Below are 21,826 nucleotides of genomic sequence, written 5' to 3' on the forward strand. Positions count from 1 at the left end.
ACTATGAATATTTTGGATGACTAATTATTGTCGAAAATTGATCTAACCTGTTGATATTGTCTTGGCGTAGAGGCCGTATAATTGACAAACGCTTTATGCAATTGACTCTGGTCAGAAAACCCTACCTCCACGGCAACATCAACAATCGACTTACCACTTTTCAGTAAGAACTTAGCTTTTTCTATTCGATGATTGTTCAGAAATGCTTTAGGCGTAATACCAAAATAACGCTTAAAACGTCTAATCACGGTTTCTTTCGTTTGACCAAACTCGCTAGAAAGTGTGTCTAATGACGGTGGAGACTCCACATCTTGCAGCAATCGTTCCCTGACCTTTAGAGCTAGGGTATATTCAATAAATTGCGCTCGTATGGGGGAGCTATATCGACTAAGTATGTCAAATAATATGTTCTCAACCGTCGAAGCATTCTCCACTGAGTCCTGTTCAAGTAACTCATCCATAGCTCTTTCAAGTGAGCAATCAAACAACGGCAATGTATCTTGGTCAACAACGAAACCTGCTACATCATAGCCATATAAAGTTGATAAGGCTTCACAACACCAGTTGCTATCAACATAGAGCATATAGTAGCTGCGAGGGCTTTTGTTGAGTGGGTTACACGCGTGAACTAAATTGGGTTCAATCAATATCACTTCACCTTTGTTAAGAACTAATTCTCGTTCTGGCAAAGAGAGGCACGTCGACCCAGTTTTTAATATTCCGATGGAAAGTTCAGAGTGATAGTGCTCTTTATAGCTTTGAGTACTATTTTGGGTTGTGCGAACAGTTAGGTAAGGCGCATACTCACTTACCCAATAACGTTGACTAATATCCTTTGTCGTATTGTCCATCTGATTGCCTTGGTCGTGAAAAGACTTCTTACTTACGAAAATCGAGGCTGACTTTTAAGTCTTCAACCCAAAGCCTTCCTCAGGAGAGAGTACCACTACTCTTCCCATTCTGAGCGCAAGACACCGTATTTAATTGAGTCATAATATTCGCCCTCAAAGTAACGGACTTTGCGCAGCCTCGCTTCTTGTTGAAAGCCCAGTTTAGAGGCAAGTGACATCATTCGTGGGTTACCCGACCAAGTTGTTAGGCCAACCCTCTCAATTTCTTTGGTGGCAAATAGGTAAGAAACCCAAAGTGAGACAGCGAGTGCTGCAATACCCTTGCCCCAGTAATCGGCATCATAAATGACCACGCCCGCTTCTAACCAACGCGTCTCCTCACACTCCCAATAACAGTTAACTGTTCCAATCGGGATATCATTCGCGGTAATAAGTTGTATTTCTGTGCCCGCTAGTAGCCGCTGAAAAAACGATGCTTCAAACTGCTCAAGCGTTGGGTGTGAGTATGAGAAATAAGGGCCATTGTATTTCGTCCACTCATTATTTGAGGTCACTAAAGCATGTACCTCAGTCAGTTCACTGGCTTTGGCTGGTCTTATATTTATCCGTTTCTGTTCCACTCTATATCCCTATTCTGTTATCCAATCTATGGAGCCCTTCCACCGACCTTAATTGCAATATTCGCGATGTCCAACTTTACTTTAGCCTGATAGCAAACCATAAAAAATAAATAATATATGGATGTGATGATGAGCAAACCAATAGTCGCGAGTAACAAACCTATCAAGGTTGAACTGAAGGCTAACCAAGAGTACTACTTTTGTACTTGTGGACGGTCAAAAAGCCAACCTTTCTGTGATGGTTCTCATGCGGGAACTGACTTCAAACCCAAAGCTTTTACGGCTGAAGAGAGTGGTGACAGCTACCTCTGCCAATGTAAACACTCCCAAAACCTCCCCTTCTGTGATGGCTCACATAAGCAATTTTCTGATTCTGATATAGGAGCTGAGGGCCCGGGCGTACAAATTCAAACTGTTGATGCTATGCCTGTAGCAACAGCGACCAAGGTTGAACCTACGGTGGAATTTATCCACCAGCTGGCTCGGGAAGGCTTATCTAAGATGGGGCATCACGGTCCTATGACTTCCATGGGCGTGCCAAGACACTTGCTTCCCCATTGGGACGATATTCAAGTTATGGTCGCTCAAATGGCAACTAAACCGCTGATGGAAGACGTTCCCGTTTCCACAGAATTAGTCATCGGCCCTCAGGCGAAAAAGCCGCTGAAACTCACAATACCGCTGTTCGTATCTGACATGAGCTTCGGCTCACTTTCTGAAGAGGCAAAAGTATCTTTAGCAACCGGTGCGGAGCTGGCTGGAACAGGCATTTGTTCCGGAGAAGGTGGCATGCTCCCCGAGGAACAAGCGGCCAATAGCCGATATTTCTACGAACTAGCCAGTGCCGGATTTGGATTTGAAGAGTCTAAGTTGAAAAACGTCCAAGCCTTTCACTTCAAAGGAGGACAAGGTGCAAAAACAGGAACGGGAGGCCACCTACCCGGAGCCAAAAACATCGGTAAAATAGCGGAAGTGCGAGGCATTGAAGCGGGGACCTCCGCAATTTCGCCACCGACATTCAAAGACCTAAATACCGTTGAGGACTTTAAGAAATTTGCCAACCGCGTACGAGGGGTCACTGGTGGAATACCAATAGGTTTTAAACTGAGTGCCAATCATATTGAGGAAGACATCCAGTTCGCACTCGATGCAACGGCAGACTATATCATTCTTGATGGTCGCGGCGGCGGTACAGGGGCGGCCCCAGAGATGTTTAGAGACCACATCAGTGTACCCACAATCCCCGCTTTAGCGAGGGCTCGAGCTTATCTTGACAAGGTTGGCGCATCAGGCCGCGTCACACTCATTATCACTGGCGGTCTTCGTGTACCAATGGACTTTGTGAAGGCTATGGCATTAGGAGCAGATGGTGTCGCGATTTCCAACAGTGCCATGCAATCTATCGGCTGTGTCGCGGCAAGAATGTGTAACACCAATAATTGCCCAGCAGGCATTGCAACCCAAAAAGCCGATTTAAGGCAACGTCTTAATGTAGAAAAAGCCTCGAATCAATTGAAGAATTTCTTCGAAGCATCGACCGAGTTGATGACGGTAATGGCGAGAGCCTGTGGTCACAATCATCTCAATCAATTTAACCCCAACGATCTCGCGACTTGGAACCGTGAAATGGCACACCTCTCTGGTATCAAATACTCTGGCTACACTTTAACTGGTCAGTAAGCTTATCGGGCAGTTTCACGCTGCCCTTTCTCTCAAATTGTAATTACTCAAACCTATCGTTTTTTCTAACCACTTCACTCTCCTCACTGCCCACTTCTCATAAATTAGATAAGTCTTTGTTTCCTTGTGGTCGTTCTGATTAAAATGGCATCAATATACATCGCAAAAGGGCCTAAAAATGATTAGCCATTTCGATCATATTGTTCTCACTGTTTCTGATATAGGGAGAGCCGTCGAGTTCTACACGCGTGTGTTATGCATGGAAGAAGTGACTTTTGCCAACGGTCGCAAAGCTGTTAGATTTGGAAACCAAAAGATTAACTTTCAATTGTTAGGACAAGAACCACGAAACATCGCCAATGTGGGTTCTGGTGATCTCTGTTTAATTGCCAATTGGCCATTGGAACGAGTTATTGCTCACTTGGATAAAGAAAACATCGAGATCATTGAAGGTCCGGTCGCAAAATCTGGTGCCGTTGGCGCAATCCAATCCGTGTACTTTTCAGATCCCGATAAAAACTTAGTCGAAGTGAGTGTCTACCCTTAGTATTCCCGTTAACTCGCCGTCCTGGCAAATCATTCGAAGTTTAGAACTGCGAGCTAAGTACATCATTATGAAGTGCGTCTGTTCAAAAGTCCCACCAATAGCGACCAAGGAATCTGTGGTTAGCTGTCGCCCACTAGAATGAGTAACAGCACTTAAAAAGGACGCATAGTTAACGCGTCCTTTTTCGCAAGCGTTAGCCTAAAGTGGCGATTTATTATGAGTTGACTTCAAACGCTTCTGACAATGCTTCCACTGTTGTTTCAGAGACAAGTTCGCCATCCATAAAATACTTAACGTTAGAGCCCTCTTTCACACCGGTAACCGTTGAAGAAGTACCATCTAAATAAGTGACTTCCATTTCAATGGTGTTTTCATCAAGAGTTCTTATTTGGCTATCTTCGATATTTTGGTAAGTCAAAGGATCGATAGGCGCATCACGTAACGAAGGGTCAAGGTCGCCATTTACTTCAATCATTGTCTCGACTTTACTGTCAAAGATATGCGGCGTTCCATCAAATGGATTTGATCCCGTCCAAAACTCAATAGAGTTAACAACAAAATAATCTGCGAGTGTTGTAAAACCATAAACAGGCGCTAGTAAGAAGTTAACACCACCACGAGCATAACGGTTATCGACAACCTTAACGTTGAACTCCATTAGTTTCTTAGTCGTGAAATTACTACCGACACAACCAGAAAGGACTGGAGCCAATAGTAAAATTCCGGCTAGCCTGAATGTATTCTTTTTGCTTAAAAATTTCATTTCATCTACCTACAACTTAAAATAAGTAACCAAATTCAATACCCACAGAGGTATCGTCAAATTCATACATGGTAACGGATGCATTCACATCGATATTGCCGTTAGTCCAACCCAAAGCATTTTCAAATACGCTGTCATAGTCAGAATCCAAGAAGTAGGTAAAATCACCGCGATAATACATATTACCAAAAGGAACTAACACACCCGCTTCTAAATCAAAACCATCGCTGTAGTCACCGCTAGAATAATTCGCACCCACATTCCAAGTGCCAAATCCTGCATGAGCCACATAGTTACCACCAACCGTCAGGTTGTCGTAATCTCCAGAGACATTCCACTCACCGTCTAAAACAATATTATTCGATAAGTTATATTGGCCTGACAGTGTCACGGCATCATAGTCAAAAGCACTGTGATAATCAGAGCCAAATGTACTGTAGCCCAGACTTACACTGGCTTTATCATTGATACCATATGTCCCTTCCAGCGACAGTTGGTCGCCGTTTTCAAAACTGTCGTAACCGGCAGTAATATTACTCTGAACATTTCTAATATCTTGGCTATGATAGTTTTTACTATCTTGCGCTACTTGCTTAATATTTTCATTCGTTGCTTGGTCATTTGCAGATACTGCGCCAGAAAAAGAAAGAATAAATAGCGAAGATAGTGTTACTAATTGTGTTTTCATGGTTTTCCAAAAATTAAATTTCGATGCCGATACTGGCAATATTAATATTGACCTATTAATCCATTAAATTAGCCATTGATTTTTAAGTAATAAGAAGCCACACCATCCTTTCGTCAGGTATGGCTTCTTATTTAGGGGGATATTTAAATGTTATTTACAGCAATAAACGTGAGGGATTGATTATTTTTCTATCGCTCCACTAAGTGTTTTTCCTAGTCGATAGTTGATGATTTTATGGGGAATAGCATTGTCTCTATAATGGAGTTCAGACATATCGACAATATTATTGTAAGAAACCAGCACTTGATCATTCTCTTCTGTCACCAATACTTTTTGGCCAAAAGCATCCAGTCCAATGCTTGGAAAGTCCGTCATTGCTTTTGCGCCAGGTGCTGGCCCACCAAACACCAACAAAGTCGAGTTTGGTAATGATTCACCAATTGATTGTGCTCTAGCCTTAAAGTCCCAGTTCATGAACCAAACGGTATCATCTTGAGCAAGCACGTCTCGTTTAATATTTGCTAACGTGGTGTCAAAATCATACTCTGAAACTATTGTTTCAATGCCGTAGTTCTTTGTTAAACCTTCATTCTCAACGGGTACCACTTTAATTAATCCACTGGTTAGTTCTGCCGTATGTTGTGCATATCTCTCAAGTAAGTCTTTATCCTTAATGCCATGGCGCTTCTGAATAAACTGTTCGTCGGTATAGACTGCTTTCTGTTGACCGTCTTCAACGTAGTTCAACACACGAAATGGAAGGTCCAAACCTACTTGCAAATTCTCTTTTAACAATTGAGTATTCAGTTCATCATCGCTATAAAAGTCCACTCTACTTGGCGCTAAATACTCACCAGCTTGTTCAGCGAGTCGAGAGTGATCAATAGTAAGAACTTTCTCTAACTCTAGCTTTTCAGCATTACGATCAACCATCAAAACACTCTCATCAACAGAGTTCAGTTTGTTTTGATAATTAACAGGATCAACGGTCGTTTCACAGCCCAGAAGCGGAAGAACAGATAACATAACGAAAGATAATTTTTTCATGTCTGGCCTCTCTTAAGTTCGACAAGTGATAAAAATAAATAACAGCCTCGACTACTGAATATCATGGTCTATAACAAAATCCTTTAGCACCGAATGAGCTCGGTTTCGTTCACCATTGTTTAGATGAACAAGGTATCCATACAGCGCTCTTTCATGCTCAACCATATAGGTCATTTCCTCTTCATAACCCCTAGGACTAGAAGCTTGAATTTCTTCCAATTGGTGAACAAATCGCTCAGCACTTCCTTCTAGGTACCGTGAACCTAGGTACGGCATCATTCTCAATGAAAGTATGACCGTTTTTGCAAATAGCTTATCTTTACAACCAATAGAGCTATCAACATTAAATTGCTGCCGAACTGGGCTCATCACCTTGGTATTGTGATGCTCCATTTTACTCAAAAGGTCCAAACTATCGGCGGTCATGCTACCTGGAGGGTTTTTCTTTAATTCAGAAAACACCTGCTTACCCAAGTTTCGAAATAGCAATTCATACTTAAGTCCTTTCGAAAAGGTTTGGTACTCTTTTTGATTAATGCTGATCATCGTATTATCCCCACTCATTGCTTTGAAGGGTTGTAGTATTAAAACCATGAGAGTTAGGTGTTTTACCCAAATTGACTTCTCTTTATAACAAATCATCAACTGGGTTCTCACCAAGCCAAATGTTACTCAATGCAATGCTCTGTTTAGACGTTGAGTGAGTCTGATAAATAACGTTACTATTATGTTGAACCTGCATAGTTTGCCCATTATAAATAATGGCGATCTCGTCTTTTTCTAAAAGTGATACTGACAAGCTATTCACTAATTTTTGAATGCTAGGATCATTAATATTGATCCCTGAGTTCGAGTCTTCTAACGCGTCAATGGCTGCTGTTCTTACTTTCTCTTGCGTTAATTTTTCGGGTATAAACGTCAATATTAGTGCCGAGTCACCTCGTTCATTTTGTCGATGACTAATATCGTAATAATCGACAAACCATAACGTTCTAGTATTGTTTTTTACCACATGATAATGATCGTATGACCACGATTCGTATTGGTTATGCAAAGGGTCAGTTGCTAACTCTTCTGCAAACGTTTCTTTTACCAACATCAAAGCTATCAATATAAACGTAATCTTGTATCTCATTACTATCGCTTCCTAAATTCAGGTTAAATATGGGAAATATCAATCGATTCACGGAAAGTGGTACTAATACGCTAGGTTCATCATGTCTATAGAATCTAATCGCTCTACCTTACTCGGGGTCGGGAATGTCGAATGCACAACAATGCTTCTCGCGATACTTGTAGCTTGAATAGGTAGATATTTTTTCAAACTCCCCAACATCAACGGCCTAAACACTTTAAGGGCACCTTGAAGTAATTTTTCATCAGGCCTGCTCTCCTGACGATTGCCAGCTAGTGGCCCTGGGTGTAAGAAAGTCGTTTTCTCAAAATTCAGAAGTTCAACTTTGGTTTCCATTTGCCCTTTACAGCGAAGGTAGTGCGAGCGTGCGTTATTATCAGCCCCCAAGCAGGACACAACGATGAGGTGTTTTACACCCATGTTCTTCATGCTTTGCGCTGTAGAAACAACAAGATCCACATCAATAGAACGCAATTTTTCTTTTGTTCCTGCCTTTTTAATCGTGGTTCCTAAAGCGATAACCCCGACTTCCGGGGAGATAGAATCAAGAGCGCTTGTTGGTACATTTAAGCGACTGTCGATTATCTGCTTTAACTTATGATGTTCTCTGTTAACCTCACGTCGAGACAGCGTATAGACGGTGCCGAAGTTCTCACTGTCTAATAAAGCGCTCAAAGTTTCTCGGCCAACTAAGCCACTTGCTCCAGCAATGATGATTGTTCTGTTCATATTTAATCCACCGTCTGTTTATGTTTAACACTAACGTTGCCTCGACCGTGTATATACTAGAATAAACATACCGACCGGTCTAGTCAGGGTTTTGTTAAGTTTGTCAGAATTAGACTGGACGGTCGGTTTAGTGAGCGTATAATGCTACTAATCATTTAGATTCCGAGCTGACTTATGAAAGACTTAAAACAAAAACTTTTGGACGTAGGCTTTGAGCTTATAAGTGAACAGGGTTTTGCAGGCCTTGGGTTGATGAAGATTATTAATAGCGCTGAAGCAACGAAGGGGTCGTTTTACCATCACTTCAAATCGAAAGAAGACTTTGGGTCTGTGCTATTGACGAATTACTTCGAAGATCACCTAGAAACCCTCGATAGTTTCTTGATGGATACCTCTCTTTCTTACCAAGATCGAGTTAAAGCATACTTTGACTATTGGTGTTCAGAGAAACTGACTTCAGATTTTCAAATAAAATGCTTGGTCGTTAAATTATCTGGTGAAGTGTCTGGTACTTCAAACCAAATGCAAAAAGTGCTTAATGAAGGTGCAGAGAAGATCATTGGCCGCATGGGATACTTTTTTAAAGAAGGTGTTGAGAACGGAAGTTTCAATATGCTTGATGGCTATGATACGGCAAGAACACTGTATGGCTTGTGGCTAGGAAGCACTCTATTGGCCGCTATGCAGAAAGATCGTTCACTGCTGGATAACGCAATGAAAGAGACAATCAAACTGACGCACTAATGAGTCTACTTCTTCTCACATTTTGTAAAAATGCCTGATAAAAAGCTCATCATTCGATGAGCTTTTTGTTTTTCTATTTGGTATCAAAAAACCGATTACTGTCTAACAACCTCAAGAACAGAGGCAGGAATGATGGTTTCAAGCTCAATGTATTGGCTAAGATCTAGCAAAGCAAAACCGCTATAAGCTAAACTGCTCCAACCTAAGATAGATAGAACAAGCAGACCGAAAGTTTTCACCCCACTTTGATTTAATCTTTTTGAAACAAAAGTATAGCTAGGAATTCCAACCAATACTGGTGCCAAAATCGCCATCGACAATTGACCGTATTGATTCCACTTTCTCATAAATTTTCTCAGCTTAGGGTTAAACACCACTTCTTTTCGTTTCTTGAACAGACGTGAATACACTGGAGCAATTTGCCAGCCAGCATACGCAGCGAGCATCGCTGGGATAAGGTTAAACACCAGCATTTCCGGGTAAGAATATGATAGAAAGGCTGCAATAGCTGGCCCTGAATAGGTCTTCCAAAGGCTTAAGAGAGCCATCGACAAACCGACGGCCAAATAGGTTTCAAATGCTAACGTCATGCTTTATCTCCACGCAATGGCTTACCGTTACGCTTCAATATGCCGGTAATAATGGGGTCGATATGAGTAAAAAAATCCATCCAACCTGAACACAAGTAATTAAGACCCACTTCACCAGTGGCGGTCGTTAATATACGATTTTTCGGACATTCTCCGTGACACGCAAAGCGGTAATCACACTCTCGGCACTGTGTTGGCAACGACTTGCTTTTTGCAAAACCGAATTGTTGCTGTTTAAACGAGAGAGCTAGAGCGCCCAAAGGATTCTTCTCAATGTTTCCGAGTAAAAACTCATCGAACACATAATGGTCACAAGAATAGACATCACCATTTGGTTCAACGGCTAACCCTTTTCCGCAAATCTCGCTTAATGTGCACATGCTGCTTTCATGCCCCATCCAAACGCCGAAGAAATTGTCGAAATAAGGAATGAACACTTGGCCAAAATCGTGCTTAATCCATTCATCAAAAATCGTTGTTAGAAAATGCCCCCACCCTTTGGCTGAAACACTCCAAGGCTCTACCAACCCATTAACTGGAATGATTGCCAGGTCACCATAGCTGTGCCACTGGCTATTTGTTGACGCAGATAGTTTATCTACAACGGGAATGAACTGAATTTGAGACGGCTGCACCTCATCACGCAAAAACCGATAAACTTCAAGCGGTTTTCGGCTACTGACATCGTTAACACAAGTTAGTGTTGCGAACTGAACTTTATGCTTCTGAAGAAGCTTAATTCCACGCATCGTTTTTTCAAACGTACCTCTGCCTGCTCGATTTTTACGATAATAATTATGGATATCTTCAGGGCCATCAATGCTAACGCCAACTACAAAGTCATGTTTCTTAAAGAATTCGCACCACTGTTCGTTCAAGAGCGTGCCATTCGTCTGAATATCATTTGTGATGGTAGAAACTTCCGGGCAATACTTTGCTTGTAACTGAACAACCAATTCAAAATACTCAACGCCTAACAATGTAGGTTCACCGCCATGCCATGAGAAAATGATCTCCTCAGTATTTTGAGCTTCAATATACTGCTTAATGTAATTTTCGAGTGCGACTTCATCCATGGATACGGAAGAGCGCGATGAATAATCCAATAAACCTTGCTTACCTAAGTAATAACAGTAGGTACAATCAATATTGCACACCGCACCAATGGGCTTTGCTAAAGCTTGAATTTTGCTGTGTGCCTTACCATTAAACTGTGGTGCTGAGATAGTTTTCATAGTTGCTCCCAATTATTGAAGAGTTTCCTTCTCTATCTAAATCCCGTTGTTTATTTCGAGGTATTGATGGCACTATACACAAAACAAACCGACCGGTCTACATTTTAATTAAAATGAAAAAGCCCCTAAGAAAACTCAGGGGCTATAAGCCAACTTAATGTCGTTATGTCTGTATTATTAATGCGACATGGTATGACCTGCCGCGCCTAACCACGGGTTCCAATCTTCAGCAACATCAACAATATTATGGTCTTTCCTGTATTGCTCGTAAGTCGCCATCATATCTTGATAAATCTCAGGATATTTATCTTCGACTGGCACAGCTTCAGCCGGGTCTTCTTTAATGTTATATAAGTGCCACTTACCATCACCGTACATACCAGTGCGGAGCTTCATTAACTTATAGTCACCTTGAATAACAAAGCCGTTCCCAAACAACTCGAATGCAAACCAATCATCTTCAGAGCGTACGGTATCTGCTTGACCAGACAAGAAAGGCACCATAGATTTACCCGAAGGCAACGCGATTGTTCGCTCTTTATATTCAGAACCAGGGTGCGCGACACCTGCATAATCAAGGATGGTCATCGGTAGGTCTTTCACGCTTAATGTTGTGTTAGACATTGCACCTTGCTGATCGAACCCTGTACCTTCAGGTGGACTCACTATAAGCGGAACTCTCACACCACCTTCCGAAACAAACCATTTCCACCATTGCAGTGGACCTGTCGTAGCGTTTGCCCATTCACTGCCTAGCTGTCGACTTGAACGTGATGTACCGATTGCTTCATCAGACATATCAAAATGATCTTCGGTCCAGTTCTTCCACAAGCTGTTGGCCAATGGGCCCATAGCGTCTGATCCTTCTGGGCCATTATCTGGCATATAGATAACCAATGTGTTGTCCAGCTCGCCAGTTTCTCTTAGGTAATCCAATACTCGCCCGATATAAAAGTCTTGAGCTTCAATCATCGCTGCGTATGTTGCCATTAGTCGTGCTTGAGTTTTCTTCTCGGCATCCGTTAAATCATCCCACTTTTTAGTAATTGGGTTGTCTGCTGGATAAGGTGTATTTTTCTGGTACACGCCAGCTTCGATCATCTGTTCGTAACGTTGTTTTTTAAGGCCTTCATATCCCAAGCTTTCATACATTTCTGTGTACTTATCAATCAATGCCGCAGGTGCTTGAAGTGGGAAGTGCGCCGTTGTAAGTGCGAGATAACCAAAGAAAGGTTTACCAGAGTCCTTGCCCTCTTCGATGTATTCAATCATTTTCCCTGTATAAAGATCATCAGAATAGATCCCTTTGACACGCTCGACTTGCTGACCATTCTCATAGAACTTTTGTTTCGTCACAGGCGGCTGTTTTCCTTCAGCCAGTGCTTTTTCAGCGACTTTTACCGATGGGTACATATCGGTATCATCCCAGTGTGCTGAACCACCTGAATAGACGCCATAAGTTTGGTCGAAGCCCCAATCCTGTGGTGGATTACCATGACCATCACCAGACCCCAAGTGCCATTTACCGGCATGATAGGTGTTGTATCCATTGTCTCTTAGTAGTTCAGTAATTGTTACGGCATCACGAGTCAGATAACCCTCATAACCTTTTTTGCCTTTTGACGGTGGGTAGATTGAGTAGTCGAACGACCCTAAACCCACTTCAATGCTATTGGCTCCAGTAAAGAGTTGACCTCGTGTTACCGACGAAACCGGAGACGCGTGAAAATTATTGAAGCGAATTCCTTCTTCCGCGAGAGAGTTCAGAGTTGGAGTGTTAATCTCAGACCCAAATGGTTGAAGATCGCCCATTCCGATATCATCACCAACAATAAGCAAAATGTTAGGTTGGTTTGCCTCTGTTGTAGCTTCTGTTGACGCTGCGCCTAATGATGGAAAGGCGATGAACGGGGTAATTAGACCCAAGGAAATTACAATTTTAGTCTTCATTAGTAAGCTCCAACTTTATTTTGCTGTTGAAAATTCGCGTTTGTTGAACCTTTAAGAACCACATAACCAGAGAACGCAATCACAGCTTCGATAACCGTGTATCCAACCAAAACAATATTTGGTGTGCCATCTACAAGCATGCTCACCACTCTTGCGGCAGCTAAACCACTCATAAACACAATCAAGCTATGCAGAGCTGATAACGTGTACTTGTTATTAAATGCTGCAACTAACCAAAACGTTCCCATTGCCACATAAAGACCCATGGTAGCTCGGAAAATGTTGGTCATTTCGATGCTGTTGACATCGATACCAAAGAACAACTCTTGAAACAGCCCGTAAGTTAAGGCTACAGGGAAGATCCCAAGAGATGCGACGAGTAGGAAAATATTTTCTTTTTTCATGTTAATAAACCTTCATTTAGTCAATAGCTTATGATTCATTTGGTAAATGTCAGTCCATTGACAAGCTCTTCCCTAAATCTAAAAATGGACAGTATTTAGATCAAATCTGAGGTTAGGTATTTCCATCTTGGTTACCTCTGGCATCAGTAGCGACCGACACACTCAAACTGACCAGTCGGTCTAGGCAATGATTACGATTTGCTAGTACATGAGTCACATAAAGAATGTGCAGTCGCGTTAATTTAGAAAGTTGTAAGCAAATGAACTTGAATTAGCGTAAGTGCGCCGGTGTCTTGCTCTTATCACGGGTTAAGTAGTAGTAAACGTAGAGAAGCGAATAGACAGTAACAAAGCCATCTAAAGCAAACACGCCACTCCAACCTAAAAACCACTCGTAATCATTAACGTGTACGTTATAGAGAAATAAACCAACGAACATTGCTTTTTCAAAACCACTGTAAATCATGGTAGAAGTTCGCAAAGGCTTGATGTAAGCCGAGACCATGAGCAAAACGCCAATACAGCCAACCATGACACCCCAGTGTTGATAAGTGGCTTGCAAATACTCCTTGTTCACCATCATTTGCTGGTCGTAAGAAAATAGGTTGACCATACTCCACTCGGGTGCGAGAAACGTCGCAAACGCACTTGCAGTCAGGAGGCCTGTAATCAATAAGTAACCACGGATTGTTTTTTCAAAAAAGCGTTCTAACATTTGTCTTTCTCTCACTATTGGATTAACGGTTAGCGATTACTTCCCAAGTATGGCTAATACTGCTGACTTGAATTCGTTATCTTCCGCTGAGAACAAATGTTTAATTTGATGCTCATGACCACTTGTCATGACAGTCTTAGCATGTGAGAAGGTAATAAAGCCTTCTTTACCATGGTAATTACCCTTACCAGACTCACCGATACCACCAAATGGCGCATCATCGACCGCTAAGTGGAATACACAATCATTAATACACATACCGCCAGAGTGGATAGTCTGTTTAATTCGCTTTTGTAGTCCTTCATCGAATGTCATTAGGTACAGCGCTAACGGTCGCGGCTTACTATTGATCAACTCAATCGCTTCATCGATTTGTTTATACCCAATAATTGGAAGTAACGGACCGAAGATTTCTTCATCCATAATGTTAGATTCAAGTGACGGTTCAACCACTAGATGAGTCACTAGTCGGTGCTCGTTTTCATCGATGCTATCTACGTGGCAAGGCTCTACTCGTGTGCCTTTTCCAATTTCAGTATTAAGCAGCGAAATAACGCGATCATACTGACGGGAGTTCGCCACTGAAGTAAGATTTTCTGAATGAATACCTTTAGGGAATAGTGCTTGATATTGACGCTTATATTCTGAAATGAATGCTTCTTTCTTGCCTTCCGGAACCATTACATAATCAGGAGCGACACAAACCTGGCCATTGTTAAGGCTTTTACCGTAAATAATTCGCTCTACCGCTAACTCCATAGAAACATCATCCGCTACGATCACAGGTGACTTACCACCAAGCTCAAGAGTTAAAGGCGTAAGGTTTTCTGAAGCAGCTTTCATGACTAGGCGTCCTACAGCTGTTGATCCGGTGAATAGCAAGTGATCAAAAGGAAGCGCTGTAAATTCTGCAGATAAACCAGCCTCTCCTTCTACAACCACGACTTCGTCATGACTAAAGAGAGTAGACAGCATTTCGCTCAATACCTGATTCGTATTTGGTGTGAACTCACTCATTTTTATCATTGCGCGGTTACCCGCTGTGATTGCAGAAATAAGTGGGCCAACAGATAACATAACAGGGAAGTTCCATGGAGTAACAATTCCAACCACACCTTTTGGCTGATACACGACTTCAACTTGTGACAGGGAAAGCAATGCCCCAGCATTACGCACTGATGGCGCCATCCACTCACTGATGTGCTCGATGCTGTAATCGATATTAGCGACACACGGCAGCACATCGGCAATCAGTGTGTCTTGCACACTACGTTGACCATAGTCTTGGTTCATCGCATCACAAATTCGGTCGCTAAAATCAATCAGTGCCTCTCTTAGCAAATTAAGCTTTGTGACACGGGCGTCTAAGCTCGGCATTGGATCCGAATTGTACGCGTCTTTCATATTCTTATAGTGATGCTTCATTTCATTAAGTGAAGTAATGCTGTTCATTTTCTATACCTTTCTCGTTGGGTTGATTACACAATAATACAAAACAAACCGGTCGGTCCAGCGCTTTTGCGAATAAATTTGTCCGAGGAATGTTAGACATAATGCTCATTTATTAGCGATGGATAAATTAAACGTTTTATTTTCAATAAATTAGCGTTCTAGACTCCCAGTTTTGACAGGTGATTTATCAATTACTGATAACCGACATAAAGAAGTTTTTTAAAAAAACACACAAAAAGCACTAGACCGACCGGTTTGTTTGGGTGTAAGGTAAATACATACAGTAAAGAGGATGATGGAACTTGCTCAAGGGAATAGAAACTTTACACCAAATTTTAACTTACAGTAGGTAACTCCGATGCTATATAAAACTGAACGATTTTTTGTAAACACATACCATGCACTTGCAAGCACCGCTTTCCCTCGCATGCCTGTTCCAGTACCAAATGTTTTAAATGGTGACAAATCACTTGATGCACTTGCGGAACATTTGAAGAGCAAAGGGATTCAACGTCCTGTAATTTTTACAGACAGTTTTTTTTGCACCCTTCCATCATTCCAATTGCTTATCGATGCACTCGAGAAAAGAGACATTGATTACAAAGTTTTCAACGAGATTCAGCCAGACCCTTCGTATGCCATCGTCGAAAAAGGTATCGCCGCATGCCACGATCACAACTATGACTGTGCTATCGCAATTGGTGGTGGTAGTTCAATTGATGGCACGAAGATGATCAACGGTTGTGCTAAACACAATTTAGATCCTCGTAAGATCACTCACGGTTTAATGAGTATGCTTCAGTTACGTCGCAAAGGCGCTTACTTCGTTGCCATTCCTACGACGGCAGGCACAGGCTCTGAAGCAACAACAGTAACGGTCGTGACAGACGAAAAAACCAACCAAAAGAATGCACTAGTAAGTTATGGAATCGTACCTGATTTAGCGGTTTTCGACTCAAGACTGACAATGGCATTACCTCCTCACATTACCGCAGCAACAGGAATGGACGCGCTTACACACGCGATGGAGTCATTCATGAGTACCTATGCGACAAAACAAACGGATGAAATGAACTTAAAGAGTATTCAGCGTATTTTCGAGTTTTTGCCTCGCGCATACAAAAACGGCACTGAAGATGATGAAGCAAGAAGTGAAATGGCATTAGCATCCTTTGACGCAGGTAAAGCATTCTCTAAAACGTTACTCGGTTGGGCTCATGGTATCTCTCACCAGTTAGGAGCGTTTTACAAAGTTCCGCATGGTTTAGGTTGCGCGATTGCCTTACCACACGTTCTTCAATTTGCATTACCAAAAGCGACACACCGCCTCGCAATTATTGCAGATGCTCTAGGTTTAGAAGGCGTGACAGAATCTGAGAAAGCACAGGCTGTCGTTGACGCTGTATTTGAGTTAAACCAAACGTTAGACATTAATTCGCAATTTAACATGCTTGAAGAAAAACACGTTTCTCAAATAGCACGTAACATCATTAAAGAAGGCAACATGGCCTATCCTTCACACCGCAATTTTGACTCATACGCTCACCTAGAAAGCTTCTTACTTGAACGCAGAGACTACGTACACAAGCCAATGGCTGCATAAAACATAAAAAACACTTAAGTAGGTAATAAAATACGCCCGAGTCGACTCCGCTCGGGCGATGATTTTTCAGCTTTTAGTCATCTAAATTCGTATACCCCTGATCAATACAGGCTAGGTTTGATACTTAACTTTCGACACCACACCGACAATCACTAAGCCAGCTCCTAGTACTTGTAGGCTTAGGTTTTCCAACCCTGCGCTGTACATGTCTATTGCTAGACCAAACAACATCTGCCCACATACCACCAGCACAATAGAGTTTGTTGAACCGAGCTTAGTCATAACAAAACTATTAACGGCAACATATAGCGCACCAATCACACCACCTAAATACAGCCAAGGCTGACCTGACATCATTTGCAGTGGTCCCAAAAAAGATACAGAGACCATAGTGAAAAGGGCCGATAAGAACAGAAACCCAACCGTATGATTAACCAACGACGCATAAAACGCCCCATATTTCGTGGAAAGCTGCCCATTAAACACTCGGCTCAATGTAATACAGAAGCCGTTCAATACGCCCAAGAAAACAAAAATCATTGGCTACCCGCCTTTCCGAAGATAATCAACAATGCGCCTGTTGTTACCAACAATGTAGGAACTAAATTGGCAAGCGACAGCCTCACACTAGGTTGATTGAAAAGTCCAAAGTGCTCGATTAAAAGTGACGACGCAAATTGCCCTATCAATGCCAGAGCTAAGGTTCCAGTCAGGCCAATATCACTCTGCACTGTTATCGACGCTAACACCACGGTAAAAGCACCCGGTATTCCACCAAACCAATATCGCTTCTTCACTTCTACTTTTTCGTGCGATCTGCCACGGCTCTTGAATATCAAATACAAAAGAAGAGCCAAGACGCTACCAACGCCATGAGCAATCCAAGAAGCAAAAAATGCAGACGTCGTTGCGGCCAACTCACTATTCACATTGATCATCAGAGCCAACAAAACGCCGCTGAATACGGCCATAGAGCTCCAGCCTAATTTTTCTAACATAATCATCCCTCACCTAAAGTTAGAGCAGATTATAATTAGATCGATTAGTGAGTATAATAAGCAGTTAATAACAACTAAGTTGAGTAGAATTCAACAATGAGAGATGTATTTTCAGCCATTCCTATTTTTGTTGCCGTCATTGAGTCAGGATCTTTTTCAGCCGCTGCGGATCGTTTAAACATGACCAAATCCGCGGTCAGCAAGCGGATTTCCAGTTTAGAGGATAACCTTGGTACGCGCTTATTCCATCGCAGTACTCGCAAACTTACACTGACGGAAGCTGGTGAACAATTTTCTGACTATGCGCGCAACGCCCTCTTCATTGCTCAACAAGGGATCAATGCAACCACCCTCCATCAAGGGAAACCCAAAGGCACATTGAAAATCAATGCACCTATGACGTTTTCTAGATTGCACTTAGTCCCGTTATTAAAAGAGTTTCTTGACCAGTACCCGGATATCAAAGTGGTACTGAGCATGGATGACAAAGTCGTAGAGATGATTGAAGGTGGTTACGATGTCGGCATCCGAATCGGTGAGCTCAAAGACTCATCACTGATTGCCAAAAGGCTGGCTAAATGCCACAGCGTAGTGTGCGCCTCGCCAGAATATCTGTCTAAATCTGGGACCCCGAAAACACCCTCTGATTTAAAAGACCACAATTGTATCTACTACAGCCTATTCCAAGCCGGTGTTGAGTGGACTTTTTATCGTGATAACGAGAAATTGAAAGTAGAGCCAAAAGGTAACTTTGTGGTCAACAACAGCGATGCGATTTGCGAGATGCTGTTGCAAGGGCTAGGAATATGCCAAATGCCCACCTTCATCGTACGAGACCATCTAGATTCTGGGCGATTGATAGAAGTGCTTCAAGAGTACAACCTACCCGATCACAATATTTATGCTGTCTACCCAGAACGTCGTCATGTACCAGAGAAAGTCAGAGTATTTCTCGACTTTATAGAGAACAAGCTGAGCTCGGTATATTAAAAGTCACTGCGAACAACAAACTTTCAGCACCCAAACTTACGATAGCTTTTACCTATCAAAAACATAGAAACAGTCCATTTTTCTTAGCCATCTGTACGACATAAACTGTACCCAACAAAACAAAATAACCTAACAAGAACAAGGTACACAAAATGACTAAGAATTTTATTGGACTAGATAATCAACAATCACAACAACTTGCCCATGAGCTAAATTCACTGCTTGCTCACTACCAAGTTCTGTACATGAACGCGCGTGGGTACCACTGGAACATTAAAGGCGAATCTTTCTTTGAACTACACGTGAAATTTGAAGAGATCTACACTGACCTTCAAACCAAGATTGATGAAATCGCAGAACGTATCCTTACGCTAGGTCACACACCTGATCACGCATTCAGTCGCTACCTTGAAGTAAGTTCAATCAATGAACACCAAAATGCCACTCAAGGGAAAGACTGCGTCACTGGGCTGGTAAATGGTTTCAGCGCACTATTGGTTAAGCAGCGTGACATTCTTGAACAGGCAGGTGACGCATCGGATGAAGGTACAGCCGCACTTATGGGTGACTACATCCGTGAGCAAGAAAAGCTAATGTGGATGCTAAACGCTTACCTTCAATAGCCTAGCTGGTTACCCCTAAATTGAAAAAGAGCTTAAAGTGAATGCTTTAAGCTCTTTTTGATTTTAATTGATTGGGTTTGTTTTCCCGCACCGTCAAAACAGGACAGAACATCTTGCTCAAAGTACGGCTCTTGGTTTACCCAAAACATATCGTCGACCTTCAAAAATTCTGTGGCAAAAGAGACTAAGCTTGGTACGAAACGCTCTACCTCTACACTGTCATAACTTAGAGACACTGGTTCATAGTTTGGTAAAAAATAACCAGAAACCGCTTTGATATTAATACTCTAGCGTGATGATCCAGTTAGCTAATGTGCAATTGAGTACTAACGGTTGTACTTGGCTTTATTTAGAACTTCTTTAAGTTCATGAGTTTTCTCTAAATCCACATCGTAGATATTTGCTAAAGCACATACATAGTAGAGAACATCATAAAGCTCTTCGGCAATCGAACCTTTTAGCTCATCCAGCGGTGGCTGACCACTTTGTCCTTTTCGAATCGCTTCTGAAACCTCGCCGACTTCTTCAATCAGCTTTAGAAAATAATGATCGGAAAGCTCAGGGGCATGATCAAATGCTTTGATGTGATTTTGTAATTCAGATAATTTCATAACTTCCTTTTGCTTCGTTATCTATTGTCCAAGCGCTTGGGGGCTTACTTTGGCAATGATAGTAATCAATGATTCCGACGTCTTCTCTACTTGGAAAAGACCACCAGCTTTAGATAATTGACGAACATTCAGAGCCTCTACCCCAAGCTTATCAAACCAATAAGGTGCTAACGAGCATTGCGCCGACCCTGTCGCTAAATCTTCATCTATACCAATGTTCGGCGCGAAATACCTTAAAACGTAGTCGCTATCACCGCTTGATGCTGTGACAATCAGAGCGTGATGTTTACGAATCTGTCTAATTTTTTGTTGGTTAGGTATGAAGTTGGCAACAGATTGTTCATCTGGCAAAACGATCACTAAATCACGAGTAGAAAACACGTCATCCACTTGCGTGAAGCTATCATTTAGTGCATTGGGAATAATACAAGGCTCACCCTTCCATGCAGGAAGCGTCATGCAGTAATTCTCACGTCGCTTCTGGATCGTCACTATCCCGTATTGACTGTGGAGGTCTACGGTATTGAGTTGATACTCGGTGATGAGAAAAGCACCTGCACCCAAACTGCCGTGACCACAAAGATTAATTTCACTTTCCAATGAAAACCAACGAATCTGGAACTGGCCATTAGATTCCATCAAAAACGAAGTCACAGGTTGCGCAAGTTGCTGACTCAAGTTGAGCAGTTCGGCGTCAGTCAACCATTCATCGAGCATCACCACACCACAGGGGTTTCCAGCTTGAAGCTCCCCAGAAAACACGTCGTAAACCAAAGTTTTAATAATGCACCTACCCATCCTGTTTTTAACCTTTAACGAGTTACCAACGGTAAATAATCCCGAGAGAACTCTTAAGTAAACACCAAGATATCGCGAGTAATGTCTGTAGTCTATGGTTCACTTTTTAGTAATACTCTCAATCCCTTACTTTCTGTCAGTGGTTCAATTTGCTATTGCTCGCTACACTGTCTAGAACAAACACAACAAGGAAAGCAAACATGATCCAGCAAGGCCAAACATTACCGAGTGCGACTCTTAGTGAACTGACAGATGAAGGAATGCAGAATCACACAACTGAAGAGCTCTTTGCGAATAAGAAAGTAGTACTTTTCGCGGTTCCGGGCGCATTTACGCCAACGTGTTCTGAAGCCCACCTACCTGGCTATGTCGTTTTAGCCGATCAAATCAAAGCCGCTGGCGTTGACGCAATTGCATGTGTGTCTGTTAACGATGCATTTGTTATGAACGCATGGGGTAAGGCGCACAACGCCTCTGAAATTCTGATGCTAGGTGACGGTGATGCAAGTTTTACTAAAGCACTTGGATTAGATATGGATACCGCGACCTTTGGCGGTGTGCGTTCTCAACGCTACGCAATGATCGTAGAAAATGGCGTAGTCACTCAACTCAATGTTGAAGAACCAAAGCAATTTGAGGCAAGCAAAGCTGAAACGATCCTAGCCTTGCTGAAGTAAAATTCAGAAGACTAATATTCAGAAGACTAATGCAAAAAAACCACTCCTAAACCCATAGGAGTGGTGTCGAATTTTCGACAAAGTTTGTCAACAAGAACGTGTTGGACGGAGAAATTTTCAATCCCAACAGTGCCAGCCTGACTAATTGTTACTGAGCCAAGTAACAAAGCTGACCATTGGAAACATTAAGAAGCGGCGCACCAAAGCCCTTTAGGAGGCAGGCTAAGGCACGCCTGTAGAACGGGTTAGTAGATGCTTAGATCTTACCTACTAGGTCTAGAGATGGTGCTAGTGTCTCTTCGCCTTCTTTCCATTTAGCTGGGCAAACTTCACCTGGGTTGTTTGCTACGTACTGAGCCGCTTTAACTTTGCGTAG

The 21,826-nt window shown here is 42.2% G+C and carries 25 protein-coding genes and 1 pseudogene; 7 read left to right on the forward strand and 19 right to left on the reverse strand.

The window, feature by feature from the left end; genetic code table 11:
- Window positions 1-20: 20 nt before the first annotated feature.
- Complete coding sequence (locus tag KI655_RS02110) at window positions 21-851, reverse strand: AraC family transcriptional regulator (RefSeq protein ID WP_285401248.1); 831 nt, start codon at window positions 849-851, stop codon at window positions 21-23.
- Between the two features lie 95 nt (window positions 852-946).
- Entirely contained in the window at window positions 947-1,471 is a 525-nt protein-coding gene (locus tag KI655_RS02115; protein WP_285401249.1) for a GNAT family N-acetyltransferase, read from the reverse strand.
- A gap of 129 nt (window positions 1,472-1,600) precedes the next feature.
- Between KI655_RS02115 and KI655_RS02120 the strand changes: the two genes are divergently transcribed.
- Both KI655_RS02120 and KI655_RS02125 read left to right on the forward strand, forming a co-directional pair.
- Entirely contained in the window at window positions 1,601-3,151 is a 1,551-nt protein-coding gene (locus tag KI655_RS02120; protein WP_285401250.1) for a glutamate synthase-related protein, read from the forward strand.
- Window positions 3,152-3,329: 178 nt separating this feature from the next.
- Complete coding sequence (locus KI655_RS02125; protein ID WP_285401251.1) at window positions 3,330-3,698, forward strand: VOC family protein; 369 nt, start codon at window positions 3,330-3,332, stop codon at window positions 3,696-3,698.
- Between the two features lie 214 nt (window positions 3,699-3,912).
- Here the strand turns inward: KI655_RS02125 and KI655_RS02130 are convergent, their stop codons facing one another.
- The 6 genes from KI655_RS02130 to KI655_RS02155 all read right to left on the reverse strand — a co-directional run bounded on the left by KI655_RS02130 (window position 3,913) and on the right by KI655_RS02155 (window position 8,060).
- A complete protein-coding gene (locus KI655_RS02130) occupies window positions 3,913-4,461 on the reverse strand; it encodes a DUF3332 family protein (RefSeq protein ID WP_285401253.1) in 549 nt (182 codons plus the stop codon).
- A gap of 16 nt (window positions 4,462-4,477) precedes the next feature.
- A complete protein-coding gene (locus KI655_RS02135; protein WP_285401255.1) occupies window positions 4,478-5,149 on the reverse strand; it encodes a hypothetical protein in 672 nt (223 codons plus the stop codon).
- Window positions 5,150-5,329: 180 nt separating this feature from the next.
- A complete protein-coding gene (locus KI655_RS02140) occupies window positions 5,330-6,196 on the reverse strand; it encodes a DUF302 domain-containing protein (protein ID WP_285401257.1) in 867 nt (288 codons plus the stop codon).
- A gap of 51 nt (window positions 6,197-6,247) precedes the next feature.
- Complete coding sequence (locus tag KI655_RS02145) at window positions 6,248-6,742, reverse strand: hypothetical protein (protein ID WP_285401258.1); 495 nt, start codon at window positions 6,740-6,742, stop codon at window positions 6,248-6,250.
- A gap of 82 nt (window positions 6,743-6,824) precedes the next feature.
- The gene (locus KI655_RS02150) at window positions 6,825-7,331 is read right to left on the reverse strand and encodes a chalcone isomerase family protein (protein WP_285401260.1); all 507 of its coding nucleotides are present in this window, start codon (window positions 7,329-7,331) and stop codon (window positions 6,825-6,827) included.
- Window positions 7,332-7,394: 63 nt separating this feature from the next.
- Window positions 7,395-8,060: an NAD(P)H-binding protein gene (locus KI655_RS02155; protein ID WP_285401261.1), complete on the reverse strand. Its 666-nt coding sequence runs from the start codon at window positions 8,058-8,060 to the stop codon at window positions 7,395-7,397.
- Window positions 8,061-8,234: 174 nt separating this feature from the next.
- Between KI655_RS02155 and KI655_RS02160 the strand changes: the two genes are divergently transcribed.
- The gene (locus KI655_RS02160; RefSeq protein ID WP_285401263.1) at window positions 8,235-8,804 is read left to right on the forward strand and encodes a TetR/AcrR family transcriptional regulator; all 570 of its coding nucleotides are present in this window, start codon (window positions 8,235-8,237) and stop codon (window positions 8,802-8,804) included.
- Between the two features lie 95 nt (window positions 8,805-8,899).
- On the opposite strand, the gene KI655_RS02165 is transcribed toward KI655_RS02160, so the two are convergent.
- From KI655_RS02165 to KI655_RS02190, 6 genes are all read right to left on the reverse strand, one after another.
- The gene (locus tag KI655_RS02165; protein WP_285401265.1) at window positions 8,900-9,394 is read right to left on the reverse strand and encodes a hypothetical protein; all 495 of its coding nucleotides are present in this window, start codon (window positions 9,392-9,394) and stop codon (window positions 8,900-8,902) included.
- The gene (locus KI655_RS02170; protein ID WP_285401267.1) at window positions 9,391-10,629 is read right to left on the reverse strand and encodes an anaerobic sulfatase maturase; all 1,239 of its coding nucleotides are present in this window, start codon (window positions 10,627-10,629) and stop codon (window positions 9,391-9,393) included. The genes KI655_RS02165 and KI655_RS02170 overlap by 4 nt, the downstream gene beginning before the upstream one ends.
- A 177-nt stretch (window positions 10,630-10,806) precedes the next feature.
- The gene (locus KI655_RS02175) at window positions 10,807-12,579 is read right to left on the reverse strand and encodes a sulfatase-like hydrolase/transferase (protein ID WP_285401269.1); all 1,773 of its coding nucleotides are present in this window, start codon (window positions 12,577-12,579) and stop codon (window positions 10,807-10,809) included.
- Complete coding sequence (locus tag KI655_RS02180; protein WP_285401270.1) at window positions 12,579-12,983, reverse strand: DUF4345 domain-containing protein; 405 nt, start codon at window positions 12,981-12,983, stop codon at window positions 12,579-12,581. The genes KI655_RS02175 and KI655_RS02180 overlap by 1 nt, the downstream gene beginning before the upstream one ends.
- 271 nt (window positions 12,984-13,254) lie before the next feature.
- The gene (locus KI655_RS02185) at window positions 13,255-13,698 is read right to left on the reverse strand and encodes a hypothetical protein (protein WP_132762298.1); all 444 of its coding nucleotides are present in this window, start codon (window positions 13,696-13,698) and stop codon (window positions 13,255-13,257) included.
- Between the two features lie 36 nt (window positions 13,699-13,734).
- Entirely contained in the window at window positions 13,735-15,150 is a 1,416-nt protein-coding gene (locus KI655_RS02190) for a coniferyl aldehyde dehydrogenase (protein ID WP_285401274.1), read from the reverse strand.
- A gap of 358 nt (window positions 15,151-15,508) precedes the next feature.
- Here KI655_RS02190 and KI655_RS02195 point away from each other — a divergent pair, with 358 nt between their 5' ends.
- A complete protein-coding gene (locus tag KI655_RS02195) occupies window positions 15,509-16,753 on the forward strand; it encodes an iron-containing alcohol dehydrogenase (RefSeq protein ID WP_285401276.1) in 1,245 nt (414 codons plus the stop codon).
- Window positions 16,754-16,864: 111 nt separating this feature from the next.
- On the opposite strand, the gene KI655_RS02200 is transcribed toward KI655_RS02195, so the two are convergent.
- Together KI655_RS02200 and KI655_RS02205 are read right to left on the reverse strand one after the other, a co-directional pair.
- Window positions 16,865-17,293 carry a DMT family transporter gene (locus KI655_RS02200; RefSeq protein WP_285401278.1) on the reverse strand — a complete coding sequence of 143 codons (429 nt, stop codon included), beginning with the start codon at window positions 17,291-17,293 and terminating at the stop codon, window positions 16,865-16,867.
- The gene (locus KI655_RS02205; protein ID WP_285401280.1) at window positions 17,290-17,751 is read right to left on the reverse strand and encodes a DMT family transporter; all 462 of its coding nucleotides are present in this window, start codon (window positions 17,749-17,751) and stop codon (window positions 17,290-17,292) included. The genes KI655_RS02200 and KI655_RS02205 overlap by 4 nt, the downstream gene beginning before the upstream one ends.
- A gap of 96 nt (window positions 17,752-17,847) precedes the next feature.
- On the opposite strand from KI655_RS02205, the gene KI655_RS02210 reads away from it, so the two are divergent.
- The gene (locus KI655_RS02210) at window positions 17,848-18,741 is read left to right on the forward strand and encodes a LysR family transcriptional regulator (protein ID WP_285401282.1); all 894 of its coding nucleotides are present in this window, start codon (window positions 17,848-17,850) and stop codon (window positions 18,739-18,741) included.
- A 152-nt stretch (window positions 18,742-18,893) separates the two neighbouring features.
- Window positions 18,894-19,364, forward strand: a complete 471-nt coding sequence (locus tag KI655_RS02215) for a Dps family protein (protein WP_285401284.1) — start codon at window positions 18,894-18,896, stop codon at window positions 19,362-19,364.
- A 326-nt stretch (window positions 19,365-19,690) separates the two neighbouring features.
- On the opposite strand, the gene KI655_RS02220 is transcribed toward KI655_RS02215, so the two are convergent.
- Window positions 19,691-19,975 carry a MazG nucleotide pyrophosphohydrolase domain-containing protein gene (locus KI655_RS02220; protein ID WP_285401286.1) on the reverse strand — a complete coding sequence of 95 codons (285 nt, stop codon included), beginning with the start codon at window positions 19,973-19,975 and terminating at the stop codon, window positions 19,691-19,693.
- 21 nt (window positions 19,976-19,996) lie between these two features.
- Window positions 19,997-20,737 carry a PhzF family phenazine biosynthesis protein gene (locus tag KI655_RS02225; RefSeq protein WP_373417289.1) on the reverse strand — a complete coding sequence of 247 codons (741 nt, stop codon included), beginning with the start codon at window positions 20,735-20,737 and terminating at the stop codon, window positions 19,997-19,999.
- 236 nt (window positions 20,738-20,973) lie between these two features.
- Between KI655_RS02225 and KI655_RS02230 the strand changes: the two genes are divergently transcribed.
- Window positions 20,974-21,450: a peroxiredoxin gene (locus KI655_RS02230; RefSeq protein WP_285401290.1), complete on the forward strand. Its 477-nt coding sequence runs from the start codon at window positions 20,974-20,976 to the stop codon at window positions 21,448-21,450.
- A 256-nt stretch (window positions 21,451-21,706) separates the two neighbouring features.
- Here the strand turns inward: KI655_RS02230 and KI655_RS02235 are convergent.
- A pseudogene (locus KI655_RS02235) lies at window positions 21,707-21,826 on the reverse strand (peroxiredoxin); the annotation flags it as partial.

Origin of the sequence: Vibrio sp. D404a, assembly GCF_030248535.1 — a bacterium.
Lineage (GTDB): Bacteria > Pseudomonadota > Gammaproteobacteria > Enterobacterales > Vibrionaceae > Vibrio.

What these genes read in the sequence shown, in the direction of transcription:
- KI655_RS02155 (WP_285401261.1), bottom strand. Translation starts at nt 8,060, where the DNA reads ATGAACAGAACAATCATCATTGCTGGAGCAAGTGGCTTAGTTGGCCGA.
- KI655_RS02135 (WP_285401255.1), bottom strand. Translation starts at nt 5,149, where the DNA reads ATGAAAACACAATTAGTAACACTATCTTCGCTATTTATTCTTTCTTTT.
- KI655_RS02120 (WP_285401250.1), top strand. Translation starts at nt 1,601, where the DNA reads ATGAGCAAACCAATAGTCGCGAGTAACAAACCTATCAAGGTTGAACTG.
- KI655_RS02145 (WP_285401258.1), bottom strand. Translation starts at nt 6,742, where the DNA reads ATGATCAGCATTAATCAAAAAGAGTACCAAACCTTTTCGAAAGGACTT.
- KI655_RS02185 (WP_132762298.1), bottom strand. Translation starts at nt 13,698, where the DNA reads ATGTTAGAACGCTTTTTTGAAAAAACAATCCGTGGTTACTTATTGATT.
- KI655_RS02200 (WP_285401278.1), bottom strand. Translation starts at nt 17,293, where the DNA reads ATGATTTTTGTTTTCTTGGGCGTATTGAACGGCTTCTGTATTACATTG.
- KI655_RS02110 (WP_285401248.1), bottom strand. Translation starts at nt 851, where the DNA reads ATGGACAATACGACAAAGGATATTAGTCAACGTTATTGGGTAAGTGAG.
- KI655_RS02175 (WP_285401269.1), bottom strand. Translation starts at nt 12,579, where the DNA reads ATGAAGACTAAAATTGTAATTTCCTTGGGTCTAATTACCCCGTTCATC.
- KI655_RS02170 (WP_285401267.1), bottom strand. Translation starts at nt 10,629, where the DNA reads ATGAAAACTATCTCAGCACCACAGTTTAATGGTAAGGCACACAGCAAA.
- KI655_RS02205 (WP_285401280.1), bottom strand. Translation starts at nt 17,751, where the DNA reads ATGTTAGAAAAATTAGGCTGGAGCTCTATGGCCGTATTCAGCGGCGTT.
- KI655_RS02130 (WP_285401253.1), bottom strand. Translation starts at nt 4,461, where the DNA reads ATGAAATTTTTAAGCAAAAAGAATACATTCAGGCTAGCCGGAATTTTA.
- KI655_RS02140 (WP_285401257.1), bottom strand. Translation starts at nt 6,196, where the DNA reads ATGAAAAAATTATCTTTCGTTATGTTATCTGTTCTTCCGCTTCTGGGC.
- KI655_RS02195 (WP_285401276.1), top strand. Translation starts at nt 15,509, where the DNA reads ATGCTATATAAAACTGAACGATTTTTTGTAAACACATACCATGCACTT.
- KI655_RS02150 (WP_285401260.1), bottom strand. Translation starts at nt 7,331, where the DNA reads ATGAGATACAAGATTACGTTTATATTGATAGCTTTGATGTTGGTAAAA.
- KI655_RS02220 (WP_285401286.1), bottom strand. Translation starts at nt 19,975, where the DNA reads ATGAAATTATCTGAATTACAAAATCACATCAAAGCATTTGATCATGCC.
- KI655_RS02180 (WP_285401270.1), bottom strand. Translation starts at nt 12,983, where the DNA reads ATGAAAAAAGAAAATATTTTCCTACTCGTCGCATCTCTTGGGATCTTC.
- KI655_RS02160 (WP_285401263.1), top strand. Translation starts at nt 8,235, where the DNA reads ATGAAAGACTTAAAACAAAAACTTTTGGACGTAGGCTTTGAGCTTATA.
- KI655_RS02230 (WP_285401290.1), top strand. Translation starts at nt 20,974, where the DNA reads ATGATCCAGCAAGGCCAAACATTACCGAGTGCGACTCTTAGTGAACTG.
- KI655_RS02165 (WP_285401265.1), bottom strand. Translation starts at nt 9,394, where the DNA reads ATGACGTTAGCATTTGAAACCTATTTGGCCGTCGGTTTGTCGATGGCT.
- KI655_RS02215 (WP_285401284.1), top strand. Translation starts at nt 18,894, where the DNA reads ATGACTAAGAATTTTATTGGACTAGATAATCAACAATCACAACAACTT.
- KI655_RS02190 (WP_285401274.1), bottom strand. Translation starts at nt 15,150, where the DNA reads ATGAACAGCATTACTTCACTTAATGAAATGAAGCATCACTATAAGAAT.
- KI655_RS02125 (WP_285401251.1), top strand. Translation starts at nt 3,330, where the DNA reads ATGATTAGCCATTTCGATCATATTGTTCTCACTGTTTCTGATATAGGG.
- KI655_RS02210 (WP_285401282.1), top strand. Translation starts at nt 17,848, where the DNA reads ATGAGAGATGTATTTTCAGCCATTCCTATTTTTGTTGCCGTCATTGAG.